Source organism: Streptomyces longhuiensis, assembly GCF_020616555.1.
GTDB classification, from domain to species: domain Bacteria; phylum Actinomycetota; class Actinomycetes; order Streptomycetales; family Streptomycetaceae; genus Streptomyces; species Streptomyces longhuiensis.
Genome location: NZ_CP085173.1, coordinates 1,329,016 through 1,352,885, shown reverse-complemented (window position 1 = coordinate 1,352,885; position 23,870 = coordinate 1,329,016). Strand labels below are relative to the sequence as shown.

Genomic DNA, 23,870 nt, shown 5'->3' with positions numbered 1-23,870 from the left:
TGCCCGACGGCCCCCGCCGCCGGATCCCCGGCTACACCGACCGAGCGACGGCCGCCACCACCTGGGCCGTCGCCAGGCCGAAGGCGCGGACGGAGGCACCGGCAACGCAGCGGCCCGCCGCCGGGTCGTACACGGAGCCGAGCACCCCGGCGTGATCGGTGGCCTGTTCGCTGAGTGCGCAGTCCCAGCCCTGCGCACTCAGCGCTTCGTGCAGTTCCCGCGAGGACTCGACGGAGACGGAGGCGTCCTCCGTGCCGTGCACGAGCCGTACGGGCACGCGTGCCGTGGCGCGCCCGAGCGCCTGGAGGGGCACGGCTCCCGTGGTGCGCGCCGGGCGCCGGTAGCCGCCCGCGATGCCGACGACCGCGGCGGGTCGCCATCCATCGAGCAGTTCCGGGTCCAGGGCCACCCCCAGTGCGGCTCCCGCACCCGCCGACCAGCCGGCGACGACCAGCTGCCGGGAGTCGCCGGCGAAGTCGCGGGCGAACCGCAGCGAATCGGTGAGATGCGCGCGGCCCTCGTCGGGGGTGTCCGAACGCCAGTCGGGGACGAGGACGGTGAGGCCCAGCCCGGCGATGTCCTGGGCCAGCGGGACCATCACATCGCGCTCGTCGGTCCCGATGCCGTGCCACAGAAGAACACAAGGCCCTTCCGTCCGGAGCGAGTTGTGGATGTCGAGCGGCTTGTGCTCACTGCCGGTGGGATAGGACACGGTGCGGATCGTTGCGCTCAAGGCCGTTCCTCCAGGACGCCGGAATGCTGCATGATGACCCCATCCTTGCCGCACCGCCGCAGCGAAGTCTCTCCGGGTGGCCGGGACGGACACAGCGACCTGCCGCAACCGGACAAAGTAGGCTGGATACGCGCATCCGAAGGGACGTCACGTCACCATGAGACTGACCGGACCGGACGGCCGCGGAGTGCAGGAGCGGCTGGGAAAGAACCTCTTCGCCCGTGTCGCGGGCCCGGAGGGGCCGAAGAACCGTGTCCGTATCCACCAGACCCCAGGGCCCCGCTGGTTCGGCCCGGACCGCCCCATCCGCACGGTGCACGGGGACGCGTCCATGTTCATCGGCGGGATCTCGGCCCTGCTGCTCCAGTCGCTCCACCCCCTCGCCATGGCCGCGGTGTCCGCCCACTCGGGCTTCCGCGGCGACCCCTGGGGCAGGCTCCAGCGCACGAGCACCTTCCTGGCGATGACGACATACGGCCCTGCCGACGGTGCCCAAGAGGCCTGCGACCGGGTGCGGGCTGCCCACGCGCGGGTGCGCGGGGTGACCGCCGACGGCGAGGCCTACCGCGCGGGGGACCCGCATCTGCTCGGCTGGGTCCACATCGCGGAGGTCGACAGCTTCCTGCGCGCTCATCAGCGGTACGGCGCCCACCCGCTGACCGGCGACGAGTGCGACGGATACGTCGCCGACGCGGCGCGTGTGGCCACCGCGCTCGGTGTCCTGGACCCGCCGACGAACCGGCAGGAACTCGCCGAGCGGTTCACGGCGTACCGGCGTGAACTGCGTGCGACACCCGAGGCGCGCAGCGCCGCCCGCTTCCTTCTCCTCGACCCGCCGGTGCCATGGGTCGCCCGGCTCCCGTACGGGGTTCTCGCCGCGAACGCCGTTTCCCTGCTGCCCAGTTGGGCGGCGGCGGAACTGCGCCTGCCACGGCTGCCGTTGGTCGACACCGTGGCCGTCCGTCCCCTCGGCCGCGGCGTCACGTCGCTGGTGCGCTGGGCCATGGCGCCCAACCGGCCCCTACCGACCCCACCGGCGGCCTGACTTCGCCTCGGTGGGGCCGGTTCTGGGCGTCCTGCGTCATTGACCCGTGTACACCTCCAGTTCGGAGAGCTGCGCGGCGGGCCACCCGGTGTTGGCGGTGAAGGTCAGCCGCAGGTAGCGGGTCGGTGTTCCGGTCAGCGCGACGTCCGCCGTGTTGTCGCTGTTCGGATCGAAGGTGTAGCCGGCGGACCCCTTGAGCGTGGTGAACGCGGAGTTGTCGGTGCTGCCCGACACGCTCAGCGTCTGCGTGCGGGTCGCCCACGCCGCCGCGGGCGGCAGCTTCAGAACGAGGCGCTTGACCGCCTTGGCGGATCCCAGATCGACGGTGATCGTCTGCGGGAAGGCGTTGTTCGTGCTCTCCCAGTACGAGCCCGCGTCACCGTCCACCGCGTTCGATGCCTTGTAGACGTCGGCGTGTCCGGATTCCGCGACCGGGCGGCCCTTGGCGAGGTTGCCGGGATCGGACGGCGGGTCGGTGGGCGGGTCGGTCGGATCGCCGCCGCCCTGCGGCAGGCCGCCGTTCGTCCACACGGGGTCGGGCCATGTGCCGGTGCAGGCGGGCGGGTCCGCGTACCAGCCGGAGTTGGTGCCGGTGCGGGTGATCTGGAAGCCGCCGCCCACGCAGTTGTGGATCGGATTGCTCTGGGCGATGTGGGTGGCGGTCACGTTCTCGAAGGTGGCGGTGCCCGGTGCCTGGATCTGCAGGGCGTACGTGCCCGCCCCGTCGATGCGGATGTTCTTGAAGTGCAGGCCGTCGGTCGCGCCCTCGATGAGATGGATCGCCGCGTACGAGCTGTCGAGGACCTCGCTGTCGGTGATGTTCAGCGTCGCGTCGACGGGTTCGTTGAGGCCGCTGAACCAGATTGCGCCGACGCCGAAGCGCCAGTTGAAGTCGTTGTTGCCGGCGCGGATCAGAGTGTTGCGCGCCGCGGTGATCGTGCCCGAAACCGCCGTGCCCTGCCCGGAGTTGACGCCCGGATAGCGGTTGGCGATGTGCAGGCCGCCGCCGTTGGTGACGGTGTCGGACATGACGTTGTCCGACAGGACGATGTCCTTGCCGCCGTACGTGACGATGTTGTTCGCCAGGATCGGCAGGATCACGGTGTTGAACGTGAACCTGTCGGCGACGTTGGGCTTCGCCTCCGCCCACATCGCAAGCCCGTCGTCACCCGTGTTGCGGACGAAGGTGTTGGTGACGGTCGAGTTCGTGACCCCTTGGTGGAAGTTCACACCGTCGGCCGTCTGGTCGAGGATGCGGCTGTTCTTGATGGTGAGGTGGTCCATCGGGCCGTCCATCCAGGCGCCGCACTTGGTGTGCTGCATCCAGACGTTGTCGACGGTCGAGTCGGAGAGGGCGCCGCCGATGGCGTTGACCTGGTCGTTGTCGACGCGCTCGCGGATGTCGCCGATGATGGCGAAGTCCTTGAGGGTGACGCCGCTGCTGCCGCCCTGCGCCGCGTACTTGCCGTAGACACCGACCGCCTTGCTGCGGTCCGAGGGGTCGCGTCCGGTGAGGACGCTGTACCAGGGGCCCGCGCCCCGCAGGGTCACCTTGTCCACCACGATGTGGTCGCGCACCTGGAAGGTGCCTTCGGGGATGTAGACCTCCTTGTTCTGCGCCTTTCCCGCGTCGACGGCCGCCTGGATCCTGGCGGTCGAGTCCGCCGCGCCCGTGGGGTCCGCGCCGAAGTCGCCGACGACGTCCAGTGCTCCGGACGGTTTGCCGGCCGGCGCCGCGACCTGCTCGAAGTCCGCGAGGTCGACGGTGAACGAGGGCGAGTCCGCGACCGAGGCGACCTGGAGCCTGATCTTCGTGCCGGCGGGCAGCGTCGAGCCGAGCAGGGTCCGGGTCTCGTCGTAGAAGTGGTGCGGGTTGGTGTCGCCCGGGTTGTTGTTGAAGGGGTAACCCCCGTAGTACCAGCCGTACTTGGAGGTGACGGGGACGCTCTTGAGCTGTGTGCCGTTGACCTTCAGGTCGATCGACGCGTCCCGTCCGGTGCCCGACGCGTTGTCCGGCAGCGAGTAGCGGAACGACATCGCGTTCGCCGGGGCGGTGAGGGTGAACTCGACGTACTCGCCGACGGCGTCCAGCTTCACCGCCTGACGGCCGGACGCCTCCGAGGGCAGCGTGCCGTAGATGCGGTCGGGGCCGATCGACGAGCCGTTGGTGGAGGCGTATTCGGCCTCCTGTTCCTTGAAGGGCACCGCCGCGCCGCGGTCCTTGACGTCCAGGGGGGAGGGGGCCTGGACCGCTTCGGCCCGGGCCGCGGGGGCGGCGGTGGAGAGCGCGACGGCGGTGGCCGTTCCTGACACCGTCAGCGCCATGACTAATGACGTGAGCATGCCACGTCTGAGCGGATGGCTTCTCGAGGGGCTTGGGGGTTGCACCACAGAAGGGGTCCTTGTCGCTCGTGGGAACACTGCGAACGCTCAGAGGCTAGGGCGCGCGATGGGCTGATCGCCATAAGTGCGTGCAAGATTTTGATATGGGCATGAAAATCTGCGACATCGACCGGCAAGAAGGCGCGAGGAGCGCGGGCGCCATGGCCTCGTGGCGTGCGCGATCGCGCGTGCCGCCTACTCTGGTGATCATGAGTGGCGAGAGAGATCTGCGGGCACTGTTGAGCGGCATGCGGCCGGAGCTGAACCCCGGGCGCTACGTCTTCACCACCGTCGACGGCGTGACTCCACCCGGCGTCACCCCCGTGGTGACCGTCGCCGAGCGGGAGGCGCTCACGCTGGTGGTCCCGCTGGAGGAGGCCGACGCGGCAGGTCTCGCCCACGACTACGTGGCGGGGTGGATCACCCTGCGCGTCCACTCGGCGCTGGAGGCCGTGGGTCTGACCGCGGCCGTCGCCCAGGAGCTCGCCGCCGCGGGCCTGAGCTGCAACGTCGTGGCCGGTTTCCACCACGACCACCTCTTCGTCCCGCACGAGCGGGCGGAAGAGGCGGTGGCGCTGCTGGAAGACCTCGCGCGCCGGTCGGCCACCGCGTGACCAAGCCGGGTACGGGTCACCCTGGCCCCGGTCACCCGAGCACGCGGCCCTCAAGTGCCGTGCGCCAGGCGGGCGGTGTCGGTTCCTGGGCCGGGGCGTCGCGGCGACCGCCACGGGCGAAGAAGTCTTCCAGGGGAAGGGTCGCCGCTCCGACGGTGACCGCGTCGGGGCCCAGTTTGCCCAGTTCGATGGTGGCCTTTCCGGCCGGGTAGGACAGGGCGTACTTCGTGGTGTGCTTCCGTACGTCGTCGAGGAAACGGGAGCCGAACTGGAGCCCGGCCCAGCCGCCGATCAGGATGCGCTCCGGCTGGAAGAGGTTGATCAGGTCGGACAGCCCCGCACCCAGGTACTCGGCCGTCTTCGCCATCACCTCGTAGGCCACGGGGTCCGGATCGGCCCCGTCCGTCGGGCACGCGGCAGCGAGCAGCGCCGTCAACTGGGTCTCCTCGTCCACGTCTCGGGGTGGTTGTCCCCCCGCCTCACGCCACCGCTCCAGTACGGACTCGGCCCCCGCGTACGCCTCCAGACAGCCCGGCGCGCCGCAGCGGCACGTCCGCCCGCCGGCCTGGACCGTCAGGTGGCCCCACTCCAGCGCCCGTCCCTTGCCGTCCGCGAAGAGGCAGGCGCCGACCCCGGTGCCGAAGAGGACGATCGCGGCGCTGCGGGCTCCGCGTCCGGCGCCGAACCACATCTCGGCCTGCCCGAGCGTCTTGGCGCCGTTGTCGATGAAGTACGGGACTGTGGACGGGAGTTGGGAGGAGGCTCGCAGCAGCGCCTCCAAGGGGACCGCGTCCCAGCCGATGGTCTGGCAGTGGACCACGGCCCCGGACTCGGGGACCCGCTCGACGACGCCGGGAACGCCTATCCCGATCCCGAGGAGGTCGTCCGCCGGCACGCCGGCCTCGGCGAGCACCCGCTCGATGCCGCTGCGGATGTGTTCCACGATGACGGTGACGTCGTACCCGTCGCCCGTCAACGGGATGTCGGCGCGGGCGAGTTCGGTGAGGGTCACGTCGAAGACCTCCACGCGGACACGGGTCTCGCCGACGTCGATGCCGATCAGGTTGCCGCTGCGCGGGCTGACGCGGAGCAGGATGCGCGGCCGGCCGCCGTCGGATTCCAGGCTGCCTGCCTCCTCCACCAGCCCGTCGGCGGCGAGTTCGGCCACGACGTTGCTGACGGATCCTGAACTCAGACCCGTGAGAGGGCCGAGTGCCTGGCGGCTCGTCGGGCCGTCGAAATACAACTGTTGCAGTATCACTGCTCGGTTGGCTCTGCGCAGGTCACTCACCGTGCGTCTGCTCCGCCGATCCATCTGGGCTCCTTCCTGACCTGCGACAGACGCAAGGTACCCCTGCGGAAACCCTTGACGCGACCTTTCCGTGCGGTTTAACTCACAGCCTAAATTAAGTCGTGGGTGACTTCAGGAACTGAACGCTGAGCATTTCGGCCTGCAGACCCGCGCCCCGGCTTGGACGCTCCTGAGGAAGGGACACCTGGAGCCATGCAAAGAATTCGAGCACTCGCCAGTAGCGCGGTCGTCGTCTCCCTGCTGGCCGCGGCGACCGCCTGCGGCGGGGGTTCATCCAACGAGGGATCGAACGAGTCGCCCAAGACCCTGACGTACTGGGCGTCCAACCAGGGGCCGAACGTCGAGGCCGACAAGAAGATCCTCCAGCCCGAACTCGACAAGTTCGAGAAGCAGACCGGCATCAAGGTCAAGCTGGAGGTCATCCCCTGGTCGGACCTGCTCACCCGCATCCTCACGGCGACCACCTCGGGTGAGGGCCCCGACGTCCTCAACATCGGCAACACCTGGTCGTCCTCGCTCCAGGCGACCGGCGCTCTCCTCCCGTGGGACCAGAAGAACTTCGACAAGGTCGGCGGCAAGGACCGCTTCGTCGAGTCGGCGCTCGGCTCGACGGGCACGCAGGGCAAGGACCCGGCCGCCGTACCGCTCTACTCGATGGCCTACGCGCTCTACTACAACAAGGCGATGTTCAAGGAAGCCGGCATCACCGAGCCGCCGAAGACCTGGGACGAACTCACCGCGGACGGCGCGAAGATATCCAAGGGCGGCAAGTGGGGACTCGGCGCCGAGGGCTCCAACCTGTCCAACAACATCCACCAGGTGTTCGTCCTCGCCAAGCAGCACGGCGGCGACTTCTTCACCGCGGACGGCAAGGCCGACTTCACCAACGACGCCGCGGTCGACGCCGTCAAGCAGTACGTCGACATGATGGCCACCAACAAGATCATCGCGCCCGGCAACGCCGAGTACGCGAAGAACCAGTCCCTCAGCGACTTCTCCAAGGGCAAGACGGCCATGGTGCTGTGGCAGGCCGCGGCCACCACGTTCAAGTCGCAGGGCATGCAGGACGACGAGTGGGGCGTCGCCCCGGTGCCGGTCCAGTCGGGTGCGCCCGGTGCGGGCAAGGCCACCAACTCGATGGTGGCGGGCATCAACCTCGCCGTCTTCAAGAACACCAAGAACATCGACGGCTCCCTGAAGTTCGTGAAGTTCATGACGAGCGACGCCGAGCAGAAGCTGCTCTGCAAGACCTACGGCTCCATCCCGCCGGTCAAGGCCGCCCAGAGCGACCCGGCCTTCGACCGGCCGGAGCTCAAGGTGCTGCGCGAGACCCTCGCGACCAGTGCCACCGCGCTGCCCCAGGTGTCGAACGAGTCCCAGTTCGAGACCTCGGTCGGTACCGCCGTCAAGAACCTCTTCGCCCAGTCGGCGAACGGCAAGCGGCCCTCCACGGCTGACGTCAAGGCCGAGCTCGCCAAGGCTCAGCAGCAGATGGCCAGTCAGTGAGCGATGTGCCCATGACCACCATCGTGAACTCCCCGAAGGGGGATCCGGCGGTGCGTGAGGACACCCCCGGGGCGACGCGCAAGCCGCGCCGCCCCGGGCGCATCCGCCGCCTGGGACTTCCGTACCTGCTGCTGCTCCCCGCGCTGCTGCTCGAGATCCTCGTCCACCTGCTGCCGATCGCCATCGGGTTCGTCATGGCGTTCAAGGAGCTGACCCAGCTCTACCTGCGGGACTGGGGCGCCGCTCCCTGGGCCGGCCTCGGCAACTTCGACGTGGCCGTCGACTTCAACGAACCCGTCGGCAAGGCCCTGCTCCACTCGTTCTGGATCACCTGCGTCTTCACGCTCATGTCGGTCGGCCTGTGCTGGCTCCTCGGCACGGCGGCGGCCGTCTTCATGCAGGAGACGTTCACCGGCCGCGGCTTCCTGCGGACCCTGTTCCTGGTGCCGTACGCGCTGCCCGTCTACGCGGCCGTGATCACCTGGGCGTTCATGTTCCAAAGGGACAACGGCCTGGTCAACCACGTGCTCCACGACCAGCTCGGACTCGCCGACGGTCATCCCTTCTGGCTCATCGGCGACAACAGCTTCTTCGCGCTGCTGACCGTCTCGGTGTGGAAGGGCTGGCCGTTCGCCTTCCTGATCGTGATGGCCGGGCTCCAGAACATCCCCAAGGAGCTCTACGAGGCCGCCGCCATGGACGGCGCGGGCATCTGGCAGCAGATCCGGCGCATCACCATTCCCTCGCTGCGCCCGGTCAACCAGGTGCTCGTACTCGTCCTGTTCCTGTGGACGTTCAACGACTTCAACACACCGTTCGTGCTGTTCGGGCGGGCGGCGCCCGAGGCGGCCGATCTCATCTCCGTGCACATCTACCAGTCGTCCTTCGCCACCTGGAACTTCGGCACCGGCGCGGCCATGTCCGTACTCCTGCTGCTGTTCCTGCTCCTGGTGACGGGGATCTACCTGGTGCTCACCTCACGAGGGAGGAAGGTCTCCCGTGGCTAGCCCCACCGTCCCCCGCGGCGCGCCGCGCTCGCCGATGGCGTCCCCGCGCTCCTTCATCTGGTCCCGCCGGATCTTCCTGACCCTGCTCACGGGCTTCGTCCTGCTGCCCGTCTACGTCATGATCTCCAGCTCGCTCAAACCGCTGGAGGACGTGTCGGGCAAGTTCCGCTGGATGCCCAGCGGGCTCACCATCCAGCCCTACTTCGACATCTGGACGACCGTCCCGCTGGCGAAGTACTTCTGGAACTCGCTGATCGTGGCCGGTGCCGCGACGGTCTGCTCCGTCGTGATCGCCGTCTTCGCCGCCTACGCGGTCAGCCGCTACCAGTTCCGCGGCAAGCGGGTCTTCACGGTGACGGTCCTGTCGACCCAGATGTTTCCCGGCATCCTCTTCCTGCTGCCGTTGTTCCTCATCTACGTCAACATCGGCCAGTCGACCGGGATCGCCCTGTTCGGCTCACGCGGCGGACTGATCCTCACCTACCTCACGTTCTCCCTGCCCTTCTCGATCTGGATGCTCATCGGGTACTTCGAATCGGTCCCCAGGGACCTCGACGAGGCCGCGATGGTGGACGGCTGCGGACCGCTCAAGGCGCTGTTCCGCGTCGTCGTCCCGGCGGCGATCCCCGGCATCGTCGCGGTCGCCGTGTACGCCTTCATGACCGCCTGGGGAGAAGTGCTCTTCGCGTCCGTCCTGACGACCGACGCCACCCGCACCCTCGCCGTCGGCCTCCAGAACTACTCCACCCAGAACGACGTGTACTGGAACCAGATCATGGCCGCCTCACTCGTCGTGAGCATCCCCGTGGTCGCCGGATTCCTGCTGCTCCAGCGCTACCTCGTCGCCGGTCTGACAGCCGGGGCCGTGAAGTGAGCAGTACACCGGACCGTGCCGCCGACCCCTCGCCCGAAAGGACGTCAGTGTCCAAGCCCATCGACTTCGCCGCTCTCCCGAAGGACTTCGCCTGGGGCACGGCCACCTCCGCCTACCAGATCGAGGGAGCCGTCGCCGAGGACGGCCGTGCCCCCTCGATCTGGGACACCTTCTCGCACACCCCCGGCAAGGTCGCGGGCGACGACCACGGGGACGTCGCCTGCGACCACTACCACCGCTGGCGCGAGGACATCGCGCTGATGAAGCAGCTCGGCACCAACGCCTACCGGCTCTCGCTCGCCTGGCCGCGGATCGTGCCCGGCGGCGACGGCCCGGTCAACGCCAAGGGCCTCGACTTCTACGACCAGTTGATCGACGGCCTGCTCGAAGCCGGCATCGAGCCGTCCGTCACCCTCTACCACTGGGACCTCCCGCAGACCCTCCAGGACCGCGGCGGCTGGCCCGAACGGGACACGGCGAACCACTTCGCCGACTACGCCACCGTCGTCGCCGAACGCTTCGGCGACCGTGTCACCCAGTGGGCCACCCTCAACGAACCCCTGTGCTCGGCCTGGATCGGCCACCTCGAAGGCCGCATGGCCCCCGGTTTCACCGACCTGACCGCCGCCGTCCGCGCCTCGTACCACCTGCTGCTCGGCCACGGCCTCGCCACTCGGGCGATCCGCGCCGCGGCGCCCGACGCGCGCATCGGCATCGTCAACAACCTCTCCACCGTCCAGGCCGCCACCGACCGGCCCGAGGACGTCGCGGCGGCCCACCGCATGGACGGCCACACCAACCGCTGGTGGCTCGACCCCATCCACGGCCGCGGCTTCCCCGCCGACATGCGCGAGGTCTACGGCGTCGAACTCCCCGAACAGGCAGGGGACTTGGAGACGATCGCCGCCCCGCTCGACTGGCTCGGCCTGAACTACTACATGCCGGCCGTCGTCGCCGACGACCCCACGGGCCCCGCCCCGTACGCCCGCGAGGTGCGCCGCCTCGGAGTCCCGCGCACCGGCATGGACTGGGAGATCGACGCGAGCGGCATCGAGACCCTGCTCCTGCGCCTCACCCACGAGTACGGCGCCCGCAAGCTCTACGTCACCGAGAACGGCTCCTCCTTCCCCGACGTCGTACGGCCCGACGGTTCCGTCGACGACCCCGGACGCATCGAGTACCTGGAAGACCACCTCGCGGCCTGCGCCTCCGCCGCCCGCAAGGGAGCACCGCTCGCCGGGTACTACGCCTGGTCCCTCCTCGACAACTTCGAGTGGGCCTACGGCTACGACAAGCGCTTCGGCCTCGTCCACGTCGACTACAAGACGCAGCGTCGCACCATCAAGGGCAGCGGCCACCGCTACGCGGACATCGTCCGCAGGCACCGGCAGGGGAGGGGACTCAGGGGTAACGCGGCCTGACACGTTCCCGCGGCTTTTGTGCCCGTACGCTCGCGCATGTCCGCTTGAATGCGTGCCGGATCGCCTCCAGCATGGTCGGGCTGACGAAGCTCGAGGGTGCGGCGGCATGCCGCGAGGAAGGTTTCCCCATTTCTGGAGCGGGCGAGAACCGGAATTTCCTGGCGCGGCGCGGTGCGCGGCGCCGCGCCTGCCTCGGCGCGCTGAGCGGACTGCTGGCCGGTTACGCCGCCCTGGCCGCCGCCGAGCTGGCGGCGGCCGTCGTCCGCCCCCAGGCGAGCCCCGTGGTGGCCGTGGGAGGCGCGGCCATCGACCGCACGCCGACCGCGCTCAAGGACTGGGCGATCCGGAACTTCGGAACGAACGACAAGCTCGTTCTGCAGCTCGGCATCGTCGCCGTGCTGGCCCTCCTCGCGGTGGTCCTGGGCCTCGTCGCCGTCCGCCACCGCCGAGCCGGATCCGCCGGCGTGCTGCTGTTCGGTGTGATCGGCGCACTGGCGGCCACCACGCGCCCCGACTCGACGGGCGCCGCCGACGCCGTGCCGTCCGTGGTCGGCGCGCTGGTGGGTGCCTGGCTCCTGTACGCGCTCAGTGGACGCGCGCGCTCCACGTCGGCCGAGCAGCCACCCGAGGGCAGCACCGAACCCGGATGGGACCGGCGCGGGTTCATCACGCTGGCGACGGCCGCCGCCGCCGTCTCCACCGGCGCCGGGCTGCTGGCCCGGTCGCAGCGCGGCACGCAGGACGTGAACGCCGTGTCCTCACGCAACGGCGTCGAACTGCCCACTCCGGCGTCTCCGGGAAAACCCACTCCGGCGGGCGCCCAGTTGGCGATCCCGGGCATCGGCGCGTTCACCACGTCGAACAAGGACTTCTACCGGGTCGACACCGCTCTGGTGGTGCCGATGGTGGACGCGATGAAGTGGCGGCTGCGGATCCACGGCAAGGGCGTCACCCGCCCCGTCACCCTGACCTTCGAGGACCTGCTGCGAAGGCCGCTCATCGAACGCGCCATCACCCTCACCTGCGTGTCGAACGAGGTCGGCGGCCCCTTGATCGGCAACGCCCGATGGATCGGCGTACCTCTCGCGGACGTGCTCGCCGAGAGCGGCGTCAGGCCCCCGTCGAAGGGCGGCCCCGCGGACCAGCTGGTCGCGCGCTCCGTCGACGGCATGACGATCGGCAGCCCTGTCGAGGACATCATGGACGGGCGCGACTCGATGCTGGCGATGGGGATGAACGGCGAGCCCCTGCCGTTCACGCACGGCTTCCCCGTGCGCATGCTCGTTCCTGGCCTGTACGGCTACGTGTCGGCCTGCAAGTGGATCGAGGACATCGAGCTCACCACCTTCGCCGACTACGACGCGTACTGGGTGAAGCGGGACTGGGCCCAGCAGGCGCCCATCAAGACGGAGTCCCGCATCGACACCCCCAAGCCCTTCGTGAGCCGCAAGGCCGGCACGGTCATGGTCGCGGGCGTGGCCTGGGCACAGCATCGCGGCATCGAGAAGGTCGAGGTCCGTGTCGACGACGGGCCGTGGGAACGGGCGACCCTCGCGGCGGAGGACACCCGCGACACCTGGCGCCAGTGGTCCTACCCGTGGCGGGCGACCTCGGGAGGACACCGCCTCACGGTCCGCGCGACCGACGGCACGGGCCGGACGCAGCCGGCGAAGCGCGCCGACCCCGTCCCGGACGGGGCGAGCGGCTACCACTCGATCCGGGTGGAGATCGGCTGACACCGTGAAGGGCGACGGGCCGTGGTCCGTCGCCCTTCACGGGTGGGTCAGGGGTACGAGACCACCGTCGAGGGCACGGTGGACGTGCCGGACGTGGCGGCGCCGATGTCGTTGATGACGTGCTCGTACTGGCCCTGACCACCCAGGGACACGACGAGCAGGTCGTGGAACTTCACCCCCGACGTATTGGGGGCCGCGAAGCCGTGGTCCTGGCGGATGGTGTTGTCCGACGTGTAGTTGCAGTAGCTGCCCAGTCCCCAACCCTCGTGCGTGGTGACGGAGTCGGCGACCTTGTACGCGGCGAAGCCCTTGACGCTGCCGTCCTGGACGGCAGCCTGGTTCGGGGCGTCGTACGCCTTCTCGTTCTGGAAGAAGATCGTGCGGCCGCGCTGGCCGGCCCAGTACACGTCGTACTTGTTGAAGTGCTCGACGAACAGGCCGGTGGCCAGTACGTCGTCGCCGTTGACGCGCACGCCGTAGTCGGCGCGGTTGGTCTCCCAGCCGACGCCGTCACCGTGGTCGGCGCGCCAGACCCAGGTGTGGTCGATGATCGTGTGTCGGCTGTTGACGACGATGCTGGTGGTGGCCTTGCCGGGGCCCGCGCCGCCGATCCGCACGAAGACGTCCTGGACGGTGATGGGGTTGGCCGAGTGGTCGGCGGACGCGCCGGAAGGCCCGACTTCCAGCAGAGTCTGCGAGTTGACCGCGCCCGCGTCTATCAGGAATCCGGCCAGGCGCACTCCGTCGACGTCGGCGACCTTCACCGCCGTGACGCCGTTGTCCGGGATGAGGGTGGCGTAACCGAGGCCGAGGACCACGGCGTTGGCGCGCTTGACCTCCACGGCCGCGTCGAGGTGGTAGATCCCGGGCGTGAGAAGGAGGTTGAGGCCCTGGTCGAGCGCCGCGTTGAGGGTGGCGGCGGTGACACCGGGCTTCGCCACGTAGAACTGGGTGAGCGCGAGCGAGGTGCCCCGGGGTGTGCCGTTGCCCCAGGTGGTGCCGCGCGCGTCGGTGCGCTTCTCGGGCAGGAAGACCTTGTAGTCGGCGCCGTCGAGGTACAGGAAGGGCTTCTCGCGGGACACCGGCGTCGTGTCGAGCGTGGTGTACGGCGGGTCCGGGAAGGTCTGGGCGGGGGCGCCCTCGACGCCGGAGAACACCATGTTCCAGACGGCGTTGGTCCAGCCGCCGACGGAACTGTCGCGGGTGTACCACTGCTGCTGCGAGTACGGCCCGACGGTGCCGTCGATGCGGCTGTCGGCGATGTAGCCGCCGCTGGCCCAGCCGTAGCCGTCGGGGGCGAGGTTGAGGCCGCCTCTCACGTGCATACGGCGGAACGGCGCGGCCTGGGCGACGGCCCAGCGGTTGGTGCCGTTGACGGGGGTGAGGGCGAGGTTCTCGGCTGAGCGCCAGAAGTTCTGGGTGGCGTTGCCGTTGAACCAGCCGGCGTCGACCGTGACATCGCCGTTGATCGAGGTGTCGTCGGGGGACAGGCCGAGGCCGGCGATCGAGGTGTAGAAGCCGAGCTGGGCGTTCAGGCCGTTGTACGTGCCGGGCTTGAACAGGAACGCGTAGCGGCCGGAGCCGAACTGTGCGGACTCCTGCTGCTTGAAGATCTCGTCCAGCTTGGCCTGGATGCCCGACGTGGAGGGGTCGAACACGATCACGTTCGGGCCCAGGTCACCGCCGCCGGGCAGCGGGTCGGCGGCGGGGGCCGCGGAGGAGGGGGACCCGAGTGCGAGGAGGCCGGGAACGGTGGCCGCGGTCGCCGCCATGACGCCGAGAACGGTCCGGCGCGAGGGGGCGACGGAACCGGCGGTCAGCGAACTGGACGTGGTCGAGGGGTTCGTGGGGGGCGTGAGCACAGGGCGACTCTCCTGGTTCAGTAATTGAACGAATGAGGGGGGTGGGAGCGCTCTCTTGCGGTCGAATGCTTCATCCGCGTGAACGATGCGTCAAGACTTAAATCCAGAATCATTGAAATTGGTGGCGCGCGTGGGGCTGTTGGGGCCCGCGTCGAGTTACTCGTCCACCCTCGATGCTCCAACACTCTTGGAACGGCGCGGTGTTGCCCGTCTCAAGACAGTTTTGCGCCACTGCCGCAACACTCCTGCTCGGAGAGTGCTCCCCCGGCACCCCGTTCTATGAGGGCGTCCGTTCTGCGGGCGGCCGTGCGACGCCGGGCGTACGACCCGGAGCGTCAGGGCCGTTGGTCGTTCAACTCGCAACAGGCCACGCTCCGGCGGTTGGACAAGGCGTTCGCGGCGTTCTTTCGCCGAGTCAAGTCCGGTGAGAAGCCCGGCTATCCGCGCTCTCGTGGGGTGAACTGGTTCGACAGGGTGGAGTTCCCCAAGGACGGGGACGGCTGCCGTTGGGACAGCACGCCGCACGACCCGGTGACTCGCGTCCGCCTTCAAGGGGTCGGACACGTCAAGGTGCACCAGCACCGGCACGTGGCCGGCAGAGTCAAGACCGTCAGCGTCAAGAGTGAGGGCCGTCGGTGGTTCGTCGTACTGACTGCCGAACAGGTCCAGCCCGAACCACTTCCGGCAACCGGCGCGGTGGTGGGCATCGACCTGGGCATAGCCACCTTCCTGGCCGATTCCAGCGGCCAGTGGCGACGCGGAGCGTCGCAGAGTCAGGTCCGGCGGCGCCGGACACCGCAGTTCTTCGCCTGCGGCGCGGAGCGTCGCGAGGGCTTCTCCCGGCAGAAGGCACAGTGACGATCAGTTCTGACCTCCTGCATCTCACCCATGATCCAAGCGATGGCACGCCTCCTCCAGGGACACATCGAGGGCACGCGGACCGAGCCCACGTCCCTGATCTTCGAGCCCGAACTGGTGCTCCGGCAGTCGGCGTAGAACAGCGGGGGAGAGGGGGCCGGGCGCCCCGTCTCCCCCGTGCGACGGTCAGAACTGTGGCGGGGTGAGGAACACCGAGCGGAGCTTGAGGTTGTCGGTGGCCGGCCTGCCGTGCGGACGCAGTGTCCAGGAGTCGCCTTCGCAGTCGGGCCCGGTGAAGACCAGGGCCCACTCGTCCGTGTCGTTGTGCGGGGCGAACGCCGGCTCGGAGGAGCTCGGGTCCGCGACCTCGGGGAGGGTGACGCACTGACGGCTCGGCAGCTCGTGGAGGGTGACCGACTGCGCCTGGCCGTCGAGCCCGACGAACTTGTACGAGAAGTCCCCGGTGGCGGCGTGGGCGGAGGCCGGAAGGGCCAGGGCGAGGGCGAAGGCGGCGAGGGAAGCGGCAACGGCGGAGCGACGGCGCATGGACAGCCTCATCATTCGGTGCTCGGGGAAGGTCCATGGCAGCTTCGCCCATGGGCCCTCCCGTCACGCCGGCGACAGAAGCCGAAAGGATTCGCTGTCGCCCGTTCGGCGGAACGCCCCGAGGCGCCCCTGTCACGTCATGCGTGTGAGAACGCCTACGGTGTACGGCCGTTGAGGGTGAGACGGTCGGCGACGTCGGTGGGGAGCGGCGCGAACCCCAGCAGGCCGCTCACGATCCGGCCGGTCTGGCGGTGCCAGGAACCGGCCTGCCGCAGCATCGCGTGGTCGCCGCCCGGCATCAGCAGCGTGCAGGCCTCGGCGCCCGCGGCAGAGGCCCGGTCTGCGTAGTCGACGGAGGCCGCGGGATCCGTCGTGCGGTCCCGGTCGCCGTGGAGCAGCACCACGCGCCGGCCGCGCAACTGCGTCACCGGCTCACCCTCCGGACACCACGGAGCGAGTCCCACCACGCCTTGGACGAGCCGATGCCCGCCGGCGCGCAGCGCCGCACGTCCGCCCATGGAATGACCGACCAGCACGGTCGGCACGTCCCCGGCGCGTACGGCCAGCTCGTCCAGCGCCCGCAGTGCGTCCCGGAGCGGATCCTCACAGTCACCGTTCCAGCCCCGGCAGCGATAGCGGACGCTCCCCACCAGCAGCCCCCGGCCCTCGCAGGCACGCTCGACGGCCCGGGCGAACGGACGCATGCGCGCACCCGCGAGACTCAACCGCGGCACCGCATCCGTCCCCTCCGAGCGGCCGCCGTGCAGAAGGAGCACCGCGGCCCGCGGCGGTGCGACGGCCACGGGTGCCACGAGTGCCGATCGCGGATCGTCGTCCCATACGAGCACGCTGTCTCCCCTTCGTCGTGCCCCGGCCACGCGGCCCGGCGCTGCGAGGCCATCATGACGAATCCGTGGCCGCGGGCCGAACGGATGGGTGTGAGGCGGCGCGCGTCAACGACGGGCGAGCTGTCGCTCCCCTTTCGTCCCGGGCTCGTACGGCAGTCCGTAGTGCCGGAACAGGGGTTCCTCGTCCTCGGCGGGCAGCACGTCGTCCGTACCGATCGATGGGCACTCCTTCACCAGCGCCTTCGGGTGGGCGACCTTGACGTAGTCCGGCCCGACGACCGCGCCGTCCAGCGGTACGAAGACGAGCCTGTGCCGCGTGGGGAGGCCGATCAGGACAGTGGCCATGGCCGGCTCGTCGGTCCGAGTGTTCACGTAGACCGCCTCGAGCGTGCCGATCTTGCGGCCGTCCGGGTCGACGACGTCGTAGGAGCGCCACTCACGGACATCTGCCGCCTGGATCACGGTGCCCCTTCCTGTCAGGCGAACATGCCTGTTCTGAGCTTGGTGAGGGTGCGGGTCAGGAGCCGGGAGACGTGCATCTGGGACACGCCGATCTCGGCGCCGATCTCCGACTGGGTCATCTCCTGGCCGAACCGCATCTCGAGGATGCGGCGCTCACGGCCGTCGAGTTGTTCCAGGAGCGGCGCCAGCGTGTGGAGGTCCTCGACCGTCTCCATGGCCGGATCCGGCTCGCCGAGCACGTCGGCGAACGTCCTGGAGGCGTCGGTCGGGCGCTCGCCGGGATCGCTGGGCATGTCTATGGACCCGGCGGTGTAACCGTTCGAGGCGACCATGCCCTCGATGACCTCGTCCTCGCTGAGCTCCAGATGCTCGGCGAGCTCCTTGGGAGTCGGCTCGTGGTCCAGGACGGTGGACAGCTCGTCCTTGCCCTTGGCCAGGTCGACGCGCAACTCCTGCAGGCGGCGCGGCACATGGACGGCCCAGCTGGTGTCGCGGAAGAAGCGCTTGATCTCGCCGACGATGTACGGGACGGCGAAGGAGGTGAACTGGACCTCGCGCGACAGGTCGAACCGGTCGATCGCCTTGATCAGGCCGATGGTCCCGACCTGCACGATGTCCTCCATCTCGCCACTGCCACGGTGACGGAAGCGGGACGCCGCGAACTGGACGAGGGACAGGTTCATCTCGATCAGCGTGTTACGGGCGTACTGGTAGTCCTCGGTGCCCTCTTCGAGTACCTGGAGCTGCTCGAAGAACACCTTGGAGAGATCCCGTGCGTCCTTGGGCGCGACCTTGCCGGCGTCTTCGACCCACGGAAGCTCACCCGGGCCGACGGTCTCGCCGGCTTCGTGCGTCGTCGTGGCCTGCGTTCGCGCATCTTCATGAGCGTGCAGCGAAGTTGCCGTCATGTCCCTGCCTTTCGTGTCGGCCCCGTCCTCAGCGTGTGCCCTCGTCCGCTCCGGATATGCCTTCCGTCGCGCGAAGCGGCGTGGATCGGCCGGGACCTGACCTATCTCTGGCCCAGGTAGGCGTGGGACATCTGCTCGGTGAAGTAGTCGCCGTCCTTGGGGCGTCCAGGGGCCCTTCGGTTCGGCTGGTGCGCGGGTTCCAGGTGGGGAATGTGCTTCGAGCAGTGGACGTACGCCTCCTGGACGGTGATGTGTATCCACATCTCGGCCTGCCGCCCCGGGGCCGAATCTCTGGGCAGCGTGGGGGAAATGGCCCGTAGCTCACGATCGCCGACCAGTTGGGCCGATCCGTTCACATGCAGCCCTATGTGGTCATGGGTGAAGTCGATGAAGAGCAGGCCCATATGGGGGTTCTCGGTGATGTTGCCCGCGCTGGCCATGACCCCGTTGCCCCGGTACTCGGGGTAGGCCAGGTGGAGGTCGTCGAGGACGGCGACGAACCCGGGCGGCCCGGCGCGGAAACTGGCGTCGCAGTGACCGCGTGTGTCCGCCGTGGACAGGAACACCATGGTCTGCCGGGCGATGAACTCACTCATCGCCGGCGTCAGACGGGGCTGGACCTGACGGTCGTAGAAGTCGTCGGCGCGCTCGCTCGTACCCATGTGGGCCTGCAGGGCGCGTTCCCCCTGGGAGGGCACGGGGTGGGGGGTGTGGGGGCGGAGGGGCATGCCGTGATCACGTCTCAATCGCCGGGGGTGGACAACGAGCGAGCGTGGCGCCCACTCGAACTGTGGGGCCACGCTAGGCCATTGTCGATCCGCGGACGCGACGGTTCCGCCAGGAACAGGCGTCGGCCGGTGCTACGCGGCGATCACGGCGGCGCCGAGGCGGCCGCCGTCGACGTCCACGACCGTACCGTGGACGAACGCCGACTCGTCCGAGGCAAGCCACACCGCGGCGTGCGCGATGGCCTCGGGCGTGCCGATCGTGCCGAACGGCGTTCCCTTCATCATGATTTCGCCCGGGTGCGGCTCGCCGCCCTCGGGCGCGCGGGGGACGATCACGCCGGGTGAGATGGCGTTCACCCGCACCCCTTGCGGGCCGAACTCCGCCGACCACGCGCGCGTGAGCGTCTCCATGGCTCCCTTGGTGGAGCTGTAGAGCGACCCCACCGGGATGCCCAGGCGGGCGATCCAGGAGCCGAGATTGACGATGACTCCGCCACCGTTCCGTGCCATCTCCGGGGCGACATCCGCGGTCAGGAAGAAGGGCGCCTTCACGTTCACCGCGTAGACCTGGTCGAAGGTCTTCTCGTCGGTCGTGGTGGTGGTCCCGGGCGGGTAGATGCCCGCGTTGTTCACCAGCACGTCGAGTCGCCCGCCCAGCGCCTCGCGGGCCTCCTCCGCGAGGCGGCGGGAGGCGTCCGCGCTGCCGTCGAGGTCGGCCTCGACGAAGTCGGCCCGCCCTCCGGCCGCGCGGATGCCCTCGACGACGTGCTCGCCGCGCTCCCGATTGCGCCCCGACACGACGACGTGGGCCCTCTCGGCGGCGAACGCCTCCGCGATCGCCTTTCCGATGTTGCTCGTTGACCCCGTGACGAGTGCGGTCTTGTCCTGCAGTCGTCCACTCATGGCCGGCTCTCCTCAGTCTCGGTTCTCCCGCTCACCGAGCCGGTCGGGAACTTCGCCCGACCTGGCTCGGCGGTCCCTTCATCCGGACCGTGAGGCCGACTCTGCTCCGATGAAATTGGACCCGCAAGTCCAGATTCTGAGGCTCGGCCGGGCCTACGCCTTGGCCGGTGCGGCAGCTGGTTCGGTGACCGCTTCGACAGGGGTGGCGCGTACGGCCGGGATGACCGCGGCGATCAGCGCGGCGACGAGCGCGACGCCTCCGCCGACCATCAGAGCCGTACGGAAACCGGCCTCGGAGCTGAAGCTGTAGCCGCCCATGGTGGTCGTCATCTGGGAGAGGATCACGCCGATCACCGCGGCGCCGACCGAGGTGCCGAGCGAGCGCATCAGCGTGTTGAAGCCGTTGGCGGCGGCGGTCTCCGAGAGCGGCACCGAGCTCATGATGAGCGCGGGCATGGACCCGTAGGCGAGTCCGACGCCGCTGTTGATGACCATGCAGACCACCATGAGGCCCAGGCCGGAGCCCATCAGCGCGAGCGACAGACCATATCCGGCGGCGATCACCAGGACACCGCAGATGAGCGTGAACTTCGGGCCCCGGGCGTCGGTGAGCTTCCCGCCGAGCGGGGAGACGATCATCATCATGATGCCGCCGGGCGCCATCCACAGGCCGGCCGCGAGCATCGACTGACCCAGGCCGTAGCCGGTGGCCTCGGGGAACTGGAGCAGCTGCGGGATCACGAGCATGCTCGCGTACATGCCGAAGCCGACGAAGATCGAGGCGACGTTCGTGAACAGCACGCGGGGCCGGGCGGTCGTGCGCAGGTCGACCAGAGGGTCCCGGGTGCGCGTCTCCCACCAGCCCCAGCCCAGCAGCACGAGGACGGCCGCGGCGAAGAGTATGAGCGTCGTCGCCGAGCCCCAGCCCCATTCGGCGCCCTTGGAGACCGCGAGGAGAAGGCAGACCAGGCCGACACCGAGGCCGAGCGCGCCGGGTGTGTCGAAGCGCTGACCTTTGGCGCTCGCCGGGACGTCCGGAATGAGGAACCAGATCAGGGCGGCGATCAGTACGGAAAGGACGGCCGAACCCCAGAACAGCACACGCCAGTCGGCGTACTGGGCCACCGCGGCGGCGATGGGCAGGCCGAGGCCGCCGCCGATGCCCATGGACGCGCTGACCAGGGCGATCGAGGAGCTGAGCTTCTCCTTCGCCACCACGTCGCGCAAGAGGGCGATGCCCAGCGGCACCATGCCCATCCCCATGCCCTGCAGGCCGCGTCCGACGATCATCGGCACGACGGACGACGACAGCGCACACACCACGGAGCCCGCCATGAGCGGGACCGAGCACACGAGCAGCATGCGGCGCTTGCCGAGCAGGTCGCCGAGACGTCCGGTGACCGGCACGCACACGGCTCCCACCAGCAGGGTCACGGTGATGACCCACGCGGCGTTCGACGACGTGGTGTGAAGGATCTTGGGCAGCTCCGCGATGAGCGGGGTGACCAGGGTCTGCATGATCGCGGCAGTGGTGCCGGCGAAAGCCAGAGTGGCGACCACGCCGCCGGCGCGTGCCGTCGGCTGGGGGGCGTCCATCAAGGGGCTCCTTGCGTGTCTGCGGGGTTCGGGTGACTGCGGGGTTCGAATGTCTGCCGGTTGTGGGCGTCCGCGGGGATCTGGGCGTCCGCGGGATCAGAGCGTCTGCGGGGCGCCGGCGGTGTGGCCGGTCGGATGCCGGTCGGTATGTCCGTCGGGATGTCCGAGGGGATCGATGTGCATCGTACACATCAAATGCATGGGGCACATTGTGTGGTGGCTACATTTGGCTGTGCGACGATGGTCCGGGGGTGCGCACGACCGCGCGGTGCGACGCCGCGGAACGACAGCAGGAGGCGGCAGACGCATGGCCAGGCCCACGTACGAGCTCGAGTACGAGCAGATGCTGCTCAGCCGGCACGGACTCGTGCACCACAAAGGCGGGCGGCCCGAGAACGGCACCCTTGAGCGCAGCGCCTACATCCTGCTGAGCCGCATTCGCGTGCAGGGGCCCATGTCCATCGGTGAGCTCAGTGACGCGTTCGGGCTCGACGCCTCCACCCTGAACCGGCAGACCGCCGCCGCGATGCGGGCCGGGCTGGTGGAGCGCATTCCCGATCCCGAGGGCGGCATGGCCCGCAAGTTCCGCATCACGGACAAGGGTGCGCGCGTCCTGGACGAGGAACGCGATCACATCGTGGGCAGCCTGGACCGCGTCATGACCGACTGGGCGGACGAAGACATCGCGGCCTTCACCACCTACCTGAGGCGCTTCAACATGGACATCGAGCGCCTGGGCGGCCGGCCGTGGCCTCGGCCGTGAGGTGTGCGCCGGTGAGCCGGACGGAGTGAGGGGGAGCGGTGCGCCCGAACCGCTGATGCCGTGCGCTTGGGGAAGTTGGGGCGTCGGGGCCTTCCCCGGAGGCGTCTGCCGTTAGAATCCGCTCTCATGTCGAACCCTGACGAACTGCTCGTCGACATCGCCGGCATGGTGGAGTCCGAGCAGAGCAATCAGATGTCCCTGACTGTGGTGACCAGCGGTGCTGTGATCACCGGACGCCTCGCCCCCGAGGCCGTGTGGAGGCAGCGCGTCTCGGAGGTCCTGACGGACTCGGACCACCTCGGCTCCTTCTCGGAGATCTTCACCGCCGACGGGAAGCCCGATGAACAGAAGCGGGGCGAGACCGATGACGGCCTCGCACCCACCCATCTGCACTTCCATGTGGCCCGGATCCTTCAGGGCACCGTCGGCATCCCCGAGACGGGCGGCATGTACCGCGTCGCGATCCAGGACGTGAGCGCCTGGACCGTGGGCGACTTCAGCTACTCCGACCACTGACCTACGGAGGGGTGCGTTCGCGTCACTCGTCCGTGGTTCCCAGCATCACGGACGCCTCGGACGCGCTTCTCCGCCTACCCCAAGAAGCCCGCCGTGGCCGTCACGAACCAGTCCGCGTCGTCGAGCCACGGGAAGTGTCCTGCTCCGGGCTGGACGACGAACTCGGCGTCCGGGAACAGCTGCGCGAACTCGGCCATGGTGCGCGGGGGCGCCCCGAGGTCGACCTCGCCTGCCAGCACGAACACCGGAGCCGTGAACCGCGCCAGCGCGGTGCGCGTGGCATCGGGGTCGAAGGCGCCGGCGGCGCCGTAGGCGGCCACCACCTCCATGTTCATCCGCTCGTCCCCGGCGGCCTGATGCGCCTGTGCCGTTTCGTCCCAACGGCCGTACGAGAAGGGGGCGATGGCCTTCCAGTGCTCGTCGGTCGCGTTGCCGGAAGCGACCGCCTGCAAGGCCCGGAACGCCGACGGGAACCACGGTTCGCCCCGACGCAGCCGCGCTGTCTCGGTCCGCAGATCGCCGGAGATCGTGAGGCCGACCGCCCGGACGCTGGGCGTGATCAGCGCGAGCCTGCCGATGCGTTCCGGATGGCGAGCCGCGTACAGGGCGGCCAGATTCGCGCCGCCGCAGTGCGCGAGCAGGTCCATGCGCTCCAGGCCGAGATGCTCGCGCAGGGCCTCGATGTCGTCGACCAGCCGGTCGCAGCGGTACGACGTCGGATCCTCCGGGACGGCCGACAGGCCGGTGCCCCGAAGGTCGAGCCTGATCAACTGCCGGTGCGCGCCCAGGCCTCCGAGATCGCCGAGATACGCGGAGTCCGTGGGCCCGCCGGGCAGGCAGATCAAGGGAGTTCCGTCGCCGAAGGCGTGGTGAGCGAGCTTGGTGCCGTCGTGCGCGGAGAAGGTGGTGACGTCGTCGAGGGGGAACTGTCGCATAGGTTCATGGCCTTTCGGGATGCCTGCGGGCACTCCCGGAGCCACCTATGTCAGGTGAACCGCACCACCGTGCGGGAGGAGAGCACCCAGCCTGATACAGCGTTGACGGGACTCACCTCCTCGGTCGGATACGTGCACGTGACGCTACCAGCCGACCGCGCCTCGCGGGAACAGAATCCGGGGCCGGGCGGCCGGGGGTGATGGCGGTGCGGCGTCACCCGACGGAAGGGCCCTACTCTCGGTCGGCGGCGTGCTCCTTCAGGGACGCGCCCGTGTGAGCCGCGGCCTCTTCCCCGTGGTGGCCGAGGAGTCGCT

General features: G+C 69.4%; 21 protein-coding genes and 1 pseudogene. 10 read left to right on the top strand and 12 right to left on the bottom strand.

The genetic code is table 11. The annotated features are described in order from the left end of the window. Positions 1–31 precede the first annotated feature (31 nt). On the bottom strand, positions 32–733 hold the full coding sequence (locus LGI35_RS06495) for an alpha/beta hydrolase (RefSeq protein WP_227292940.1): 702 nt from the start codon (positions 731–733) through the stop codon (positions 32–34). 157 nt (positions 734–890) lie between these two features. Here LGI35_RS06495 and LGI35_RS06490 point away from each other — a divergent pair, with 157 nt between their 5' ends. Beyond that, a complete protein-coding gene (locus LGI35_RS06490) occupies positions 891–1,778 on the top strand; it encodes an oxygenase MpaB family protein (RefSeq protein ID WP_227292939.1) in 888 nt (295 codons plus the stop codon). Between the two features lie 36 nt (positions 1,779–1,814). Here the strand turns inward: LGI35_RS06490 and LGI35_RS06485 are convergent, their stop codons facing one another. After that, positions 1,815–4,103, bottom strand: a complete 2,289-nt coding sequence (locus LGI35_RS06485) for a discoidin domain-containing protein (protein WP_227292938.1) — start codon at positions 4,101–4,103, stop codon at positions 1,815–1,817. Positions 4,104–4,369: 266 nt separating this feature from the next. On the opposite strand from LGI35_RS06485, the gene LGI35_RS06480 reads away from it, so the two are divergent. Then, positions 4,370–4,774, top strand: a complete 405-nt coding sequence (locus LGI35_RS06480) for an ACT domain-containing protein (RefSeq protein ID WP_227292937.1) — start codon at positions 4,370–4,372, stop codon at positions 4,772–4,774. A 31-nt stretch (positions 4,775–4,805) separates the two neighbouring features. Here the strand turns inward: LGI35_RS06480 and LGI35_RS06475 are convergent, their stop codons facing one another. Beyond that, on the bottom strand, positions 4,806–6,089 hold the full coding sequence (locus LGI35_RS06475) for an ROK family transcriptional regulator (RefSeq protein WP_227292936.1): 1,284 nt from the start codon (positions 6,087–6,089) through the stop codon (positions 4,806–4,808). 189 nt (positions 6,090–6,278) lie between these two features. On the opposite strand from LGI35_RS06475, the gene LGI35_RS06470 reads away from it, so the two are divergent. From LGI35_RS06470 to LGI35_RS06450, 5 genes are all read left to right on the top strand, one after another. Next, on the top strand, positions 6,279–7,592 hold the full coding sequence (locus LGI35_RS06470) for an ABC transporter substrate-binding protein (RefSeq protein WP_227292935.1): 1,314 nt from the start codon (positions 6,279–6,281) through the stop codon (positions 7,590–7,592). Between the two features lie 11 nt (positions 7,593–7,603). After that, the gene (locus tag LGI35_RS06465) at positions 7,604–8,599 is read left to right on the top strand and encodes a carbohydrate ABC transporter permease (RefSeq protein WP_227292934.1); all 996 of its coding nucleotides are present in this window, start codon (positions 7,604–7,606) and stop codon (positions 8,597–8,599) included. 34 nt (positions 8,600–8,633) lie between these two features. Continuing rightward, positions 8,634–9,473 carry a carbohydrate ABC transporter permease gene (locus LGI35_RS06460; RefSeq protein WP_227300217.1) on the top strand — a complete coding sequence of 280 codons (840 nt, stop codon included), beginning with the start codon at positions 8,634–8,636 and terminating at the stop codon, positions 9,471–9,473. A 47-nt stretch (positions 9,474–9,520) separates the two neighbouring features. Further along, positions 9,521–10,894 (top strand): GH1 family beta-glucosidase, encoded by a 1,374-nt coding sequence (locus LGI35_RS06455; protein WP_227292933.1) that lies wholly within the window; start codon positions 9,521–9,523, stop codon positions 10,892–10,894. A 71-nt stretch (positions 10,895–10,965) separates the two neighbouring features. After that, positions 10,966–12,630: a sulfite oxidase gene (locus LGI35_RS06450; RefSeq protein WP_227292932.1), complete on the top strand. Its 1,665-nt coding sequence runs from the start codon at positions 10,966–10,968 to the stop codon at positions 12,628–12,630. Between the two features lie 47 nt (positions 12,631–12,677). Here the strand turns inward: LGI35_RS06450 and LGI35_RS06445 are convergent, their stop codons facing one another. Beyond that, on the bottom strand, positions 12,678–14,402 hold the full coding sequence (locus LGI35_RS06445) for a coagulation factor 5/8 type domain-containing protein (protein WP_227300216.1): 1,725 nt from the start codon (positions 14,400–14,402) through the stop codon (positions 12,678–12,680). A 405-nt stretch (positions 14,403–14,807) separates the two neighbouring features. On the opposite strand from LGI35_RS06445, the pseudogene LGI35_RS06440 reads away from it, so the two are divergent. Beyond that, positions 14,808–15,239, top strand: a pseudogene (locus LGI35_RS06440) (RNA-guided endonuclease TnpB family protein); the annotation flags it as partial. A 297-nt stretch (positions 15,240–15,536) separates the two neighbouring features. Here the strand turns inward: LGI35_RS06440 and LGI35_RS06435 are convergent. From LGI35_RS06435 to LGI35_RS06405, 7 genes are all read right to left on the bottom strand, one after another. After that, positions 15,537–15,896, bottom strand: a complete 360-nt coding sequence (locus LGI35_RS06435; protein ID WP_227292931.1) for a hypothetical protein — start codon at positions 15,894–15,896, stop codon at positions 15,537–15,539. Between the two features lie 155 nt (positions 15,897–16,051). Continuing rightward, positions 16,052–16,744: an alpha/beta hydrolase gene (locus LGI35_RS06430; protein ID WP_227292930.1), complete on the bottom strand. Its 693-nt coding sequence runs from the start codon at positions 16,742–16,744 to the stop codon at positions 16,052–16,054. Positions 16,745–16,849: 105 nt separating this feature from the next. Next, on the bottom strand, positions 16,850–17,206 hold the full coding sequence (locus tag LGI35_RS06425) for a PRC-barrel domain-containing protein (RefSeq protein WP_227292929.1): 357 nt from the start codon (positions 17,204–17,206) through the stop codon (positions 16,850–16,852). A 14-nt stretch (positions 17,207–17,220) separates the two neighbouring features. Beyond that, positions 17,221–18,114, bottom strand: coding sequence for an RNA polymerase sigma factor SigF (locus LGI35_RS06420; protein WP_227292928.1), 894 nt, complete (start codon positions 18,112–18,114; stop codon positions 17,221–17,223). A 101-nt stretch (positions 18,115–18,215) separates the two neighbouring features. Next, positions 18,216–18,842: a pyridoxamine 5'-phosphate oxidase family protein gene (locus tag LGI35_RS06415; RefSeq protein WP_227292927.1), complete on the bottom strand. Its 627-nt coding sequence runs from the start codon at positions 18,840–18,842 to the stop codon at positions 18,216–18,218. 132 nt (positions 18,843–18,974) lie between these two features. Continuing rightward, a complete protein-coding gene (locus LGI35_RS06410) occupies positions 18,975–19,745 on the bottom strand; it encodes an SDR family NAD(P)-dependent oxidoreductase (protein ID WP_227292926.1) in 771 nt (256 codons plus the stop codon). A 153-nt stretch (positions 19,746–19,898) separates the two neighbouring features. After that, positions 19,899–21,341 (bottom strand): MFS transporter, encoded by a 1,443-nt coding sequence (locus tag LGI35_RS06405; protein ID WP_227292925.1) that lies wholly within the window; start codon positions 21,339–21,341, stop codon positions 19,899–19,901. 307 nt (positions 21,342–21,648) lie between these two features. Here LGI35_RS06405 and LGI35_RS06400 point away from each other — a divergent pair, with 307 nt between their 5' ends. Both LGI35_RS06400 and LGI35_RS06395 read left to right on the top strand, forming a co-directional pair. Beyond that, positions 21,649–22,104, top strand: coding sequence for a MarR family winged helix-turn-helix transcriptional regulator (locus tag LGI35_RS06400; protein ID WP_227292924.1), 456 nt, complete (start codon positions 21,649–21,651; stop codon positions 22,102–22,104). 126 nt (positions 22,105–22,230) lie between these two features. Continuing rightward, positions 22,231–22,620 carry a hypothetical protein gene (locus LGI35_RS06395; RefSeq protein ID WP_227292923.1) on the top strand — a complete coding sequence of 130 codons (390 nt, stop codon included), beginning with the start codon at positions 22,231–22,233 and terminating at the stop codon, positions 22,618–22,620. Positions 22,621–22,694: 74 nt separating this feature from the next. On the opposite strand, the gene LGI35_RS06390 is transcribed toward LGI35_RS06395, so the two are convergent. Next, positions 22,695–23,555 carry an alpha/beta fold hydrolase gene (locus LGI35_RS06390; RefSeq protein ID WP_227292922.1) on the bottom strand — a complete coding sequence of 287 codons (861 nt, stop codon included), beginning with the start codon at positions 23,553–23,555 and terminating at the stop codon, positions 22,695–22,697. Between the last annotated feature and the right edge of the window lie 315 nt (positions 23,556–23,870).